This window comes from Gemmatimonadota bacterium (assembly GCA_026706345.1).
Classification (GTDB): domain Bacteria; phylum JAAXHH01; class JAAXHH01; order JAAXHH01; family JAAXHH01; genus JAAXHH01.
Genome location: JAPOYX010000089.1, coordinates 1 through 4,094, shown reverse-complemented (window position 1 = coordinate 4,094; position 4,094 = coordinate 1). Strand labels below are relative to the sequence as shown.

At 63.6% G+C, this 4,094-nt stretch carries 4 protein-coding genes; 1 reads left to right on the top strand and 3 read right to left on the bottom strand.

Annotated features, from left to right (window positions below; genetic code table 11):
* The coding region (locus tag OXG98_06860; protein MCY3771723.1) for a hypothetical protein at window positions 1-727 on the bottom strand (727 nt) is incomplete at its 3' end.
* A 121-nt stretch (window positions 728-848) separates the two neighbouring features.
* Between OXG98_06860 and OXG98_06855 the strand changes: the two genes are divergently transcribed.
* Window positions 849-1,595, top strand: coding sequence for a fumarylacetoacetate hydrolase family protein (locus OXG98_06855; GenBank protein MCY3771722.1), 747 nt, complete (start codon window positions 849-851; stop codon window positions 1,593-1,595).
* A 127-nt stretch (window positions 1,596-1,722) separates the two neighbouring features.
* Here OXG98_06855 and OXG98_06850 read toward each other — a convergent pair whose 3' ends face one another.
* Window positions 1,723-3,864 carry a plastocyanin/azurin family copper-binding protein gene (locus OXG98_06850; GenBank protein ID MCY3771721.1) on the bottom strand — a complete coding sequence of 714 codons (2,142 nt, stop codon included), beginning with the start codon at window positions 3,862-3,864 and terminating at the stop codon, window positions 1,723-1,725.
* Between the two features lie 2 nt (window positions 3,865-3,866).
* Window positions 3,867-4,094, bottom strand: a 228-nt coding sequence (locus OXG98_06845) for a hypothetical protein (protein MCY3771720.1), incomplete at its 5' end; no start/stop codon positions are given.

Here is a 4,094-nt window from a genome sequence, read left to right as displayed (position 1 = left end):
CCTCACTGTTTGCCTCGGTGATCATCACCACGTGATCGGGAGTTTGAATGATCTGGGATTCACCGGTGTTCTGCCTGATGGGCAGTCTCGGCGGTCCCTGGTTTCCGGTGATGCAGCGCTCGAACAGGCCACGGGTGTCGATGGTCAAGCCCCCCTGGTCCGGCGCGCGGCGCCGCGCCATTCCCTCGGGGGTCAATGGCGGAAATCGTCCGGTCGGAGGATCCACCACGAGTGACGTCCTGCGATTCGGCCGGATGGGGCTTTGCCAATTGTCCATACCGAACTCCGTCCAGTCGTAGTGGACGGTTGCCGGGTCGACCGAGGCATCCCGGGCGACGGCTATCCGAAATGCCTGGACAGCCTCTTCCACCGTATAGAGCGCCTTGTCTCCGAGTTCCTCCGGGCGTTCACGAGGCGTATACGAAACGTTCAACCAGTAACCCTGCAGGTCCGGAGTTCCCCAGCCCGTACGAGGCGGCTCCTCACGTGGTTGGGTCGGATCCCACACGCGTTCGCCTGCCCTCGCCATCACTGCTTCGGCTTCGTCACTGAAGTATGCGTAGGCGCTGTCAGGGGTATGCGGAGACGCAGCCCGCGCCGCCTCCAGGGTTTCCTGGGAGCGCTGATTGACCAGTGCTGACTGTGGAGTCTGGCTCGCCGCAGGGATGGCGGAAAGTACGGTCGCCGCCAGCAGGAGCGCGACAGCACACGATTTACCGGCACGCATCTAGTGCTCCATCACAACGAACCATGGTGTAATTTTCGGGTCAGAGACAGTCCGTGACCGTAATACACTACCATGACTGGTCCCGACAAACGCCCATGCCTCATCAGGCGGAGGTTCGCCAATGAAAACCGAATGGATAGTCCCCGTACTGGTCGTCCTGTCAAGCCCGAACTGTCTGAACGCTCAGGACACGGTGACGTTCAAACTGGGCACCTTTGCAGACGGAGCCGAGCCGTACCTTGGGATCGTGCTGGATGACAGCCTGGTAGTCGACATCGCTCAAGCCAACGACGCATTGCCTGGTGGACAAGGGACTATTCCCGATGACATGACGGAACTAATCGTTCGCTATGCAGAGCTGAGACCAAGATTGCAAGCCATTGCGGCTGCCGCGTCCCCGAACGGCGGAACCCAGGCTGCTTACGTCAAGGCCGTCGACTCGGTAAAGGTCTTGCCCCCGCTGATGCCAAATATCATGTATGCCGCGGGTTCCAACTACTCCGATCACGCCGAGGAAATGGACGGGCCGATCGAAGGCCCGCCTCCGGGCTCCATCGCCGGCATCTGGGAGCGGGCGCCGGACGATACCCGGCAGAACCCCTACGTTTTCATCAAGTTGCCCAGCACGATCATCGCGGACGGGGAGGCCATCCGGATGATGCCGCAACGGCACAATCTCGACTATGAATGCGAGTTCGCGGCCGTGATCGGCACCGCTGCAAGCCGCGTTTCACCGGAAGACGCCGAGAATTTCATTTTCGGTTACACGCTGCTGCACGATGTATCCGACCGGGGCGGAAGGGGCGATGTGGCGGCTTGCACCGTCGAGAGTATCGGCACGCTCACAAACCCGGTCGTGGGACACTGACCGGAGCGGGCGCCCGGCGAGCGGTGCGACGTGAAAATCCGCGTCTCTTGGAGGAACCGAACGGCGCGCTGATACGGCGTTGCAAGATTGATGGAGCACCAGCGAGGCGAGAGAGTTGTCCCGGCCGTCAAATGACCCGTAGAACACCCCGCATCAGGAGGTAGTGGCCCGGATAGGTGCATACGTATTCGTAGAGTCCCGGCTCGGTGGGCGCGGTGAAATAGATCGTGTCGGATTGTCCCGGCTCGACCAGCTTGGTGTAGTACAGCACCTCGGGCATGTCCGGGACATAGTCTCTGCCCGGCCCGCGAATACCCATCTTCAGGGCCGTCTCGCCGACCTTGTCGGCGGCGCCGGGCGTCACCAGCAGGAAGTTGTGCGGCATGTCGTCCGAGTTGTCGAATATCAGCTTTACGCGCTCGCCGGCGCGCACGGTCATTTCGGTAAGGTCGTAGAGAAGGCCCGGCACGGTGCCGAGGGTGAGCACGGTGTCCGGCAGGCCCCAGTCCGCGGGTTGAACGGCGATGCGCCCGAATGTCCCCGCTTCACCGGACGCGGCGTCCGATGGTCTGCTTCCCGGCAAAACCGCGGCGGCCAGCGCGGTCACCGGTTCCAGCGCCGGCACCGGCTCCGCCACCGGTTCGGCGACGGTCATGAACTCACCGCCGGGAATCTCGTTCAGCGTGTAGTAGGCCGAATTGTGCAGCGGCGGCTCGCCGTCTTCGGCAGCGTGGATGCCGGTCAGCAGGATCTCGTGAATGTAGTGGCGGCGCGGGTTCTCGACGGCGAGGCGTACACGGGAGCCGTCTTCGGACAAGGCGGCGCCGAGTATGCGGTGCCGCTGGTCGTCGACCACCGGGCTGCCGTAAACCACATGGTACTTGTAGATGAAACTGGTGATCTGGTAGTTGGCCAGCCTCAAGGCCGTCTCGCGCGCCACGGGATTCGTGAACTCGATCTCGAAGCCGTCCGGCATGGCGCGCACGGCCTTCATCTCGAAGGGGACATCGCCTCTCCAGACGACCCGCTCCAGGCCGAAATTTTCCCCTCCCGTCGATCCCCAGCCGCGGCTGGTCTGACCGACGTAGAGGCTGCCGTCGTGGCCCCAGGCCAGCCGCAGCACGCCGGAGGAGAAGCCGCTGAGGAACGGGAAGGCAGCGCCCTGATAGACGCCGTTCACCTTTTCCAGGAAGACCCGGTTGACCGTGCTCTGTCCCTGGTCGCCAACCAGCAGTTGTCCGGCGAAGGGGCCGAAACGGCCGCCGGTGTCATCGACGAGAATCTCCGATGAGGACGTGCCGAGTATGCCGTGGGGCAACCACACGGCCGGCAGCTTGAAATCGGGCAGCACGGCGGCGACGGATGCCAGGGTAATCAGCGGTTCGTCCTCTATGTTTCGAGGCTGGACGGGCGGCTGGTCGGGCCGCGGGAAACGCGGCGCCACCAACTCGTACAACGCCTCGTGGGTCAGTTCCACGGGCGACAGCGGATGACCGGACCAGTTCAGCCCGGCCGGGTGACCGGCGAAGTCGCCTCGTTCCAGGTGGGTGATGAACCCGGAGCCCACGTAGTCGCCCTGGTTCTCGGAATAGAAGAACTCGCCGTCGACCATGCCGTATCCCGCCGGAGAACGCAGCCCGGTAGCCCACGGCTGGACGGTCCCGTCCTCGCCGATGCGCAGGGCCCAGCCGCGCCAGGTTACCGGGCTCTCACCTCGCCACCAGCCCGTATTGCCTATGCCGAAGGCGACATTGAGGGTGACGAACATGCTGCCGTCGGGTGCGAATACCGGTCCGAAGGAGTATTCGTGATAATGTCCGGAAAGGGGCCAGGAGAAGACGGTTTCGTACACATCGGCCCGCCCGTTCCCGGTCGTGTCCGTGATTTTCGTCAGCTCGCCTCGCTGCGCGGAATAGAATGCGCCGTTCCGCCAGGCGAGTCCGAGCGCCTTGTGCAGGCCGCTGGCGAATAGCCGGAAATGCGGCGCGGAGTCCTCGCCGGCGGGGTTTTCTACAATGAACAGATCGCCACGCCGGGTTGCCACCCCCAGGTTTCCGTTCGGCAGGGTCGCAAGACCGCCCACCTCCAGTTCGATGTCGTCCGGTACCGGTAAGGGGGTGATCTGGTAGTAGTAATCGGCGGTACGGGGAAGTGGGGCCTGACCGACGCCGACGGACGGCGTCCATGCCAGCAGTGCGCATGCAAACAGGCTGATGCACGACAGCGCCGGTTCCCGGGGTGGGCATTTGCTCGTGAGCCCGACAGTCATCTTCAGAACAGGATCTCGTAGGTGAGGGCATTATCGACGCCGGGGGTTGCCAGGAGCTGTTTTCGACCGTCCGCGTCGCGAACGAAGGTCCGGCCGGCGTCGCGCACGCGAATGTAGTAGCGGCGGTCATCGACCGCATACAAGCCGGGTCCTGCAAGCTCGAAGTCGAGGGCTTCGGCGAGCAGGACGTGCAGGTCCGGTATGGGCTCGCTGAACGTCAGCCGGCGTTC

What these genes read in the sequence shown, in the direction of transcription:
- OXG98_06855 (MCY3771722.1), top strand. Translation starts at nt 849, where the DNA reads ATGAAAACCGAATGGATAGTCCCCGTACTGGTCGTCCTGTCAAGCCCG.
- OXG98_06850 (MCY3771721.1), bottom strand. Translation starts at nt 3,864, where the DNA reads ATGACTGTCGGGCTCACGAGCAAATGCCCACCCCGGGAACCGGCGCTG.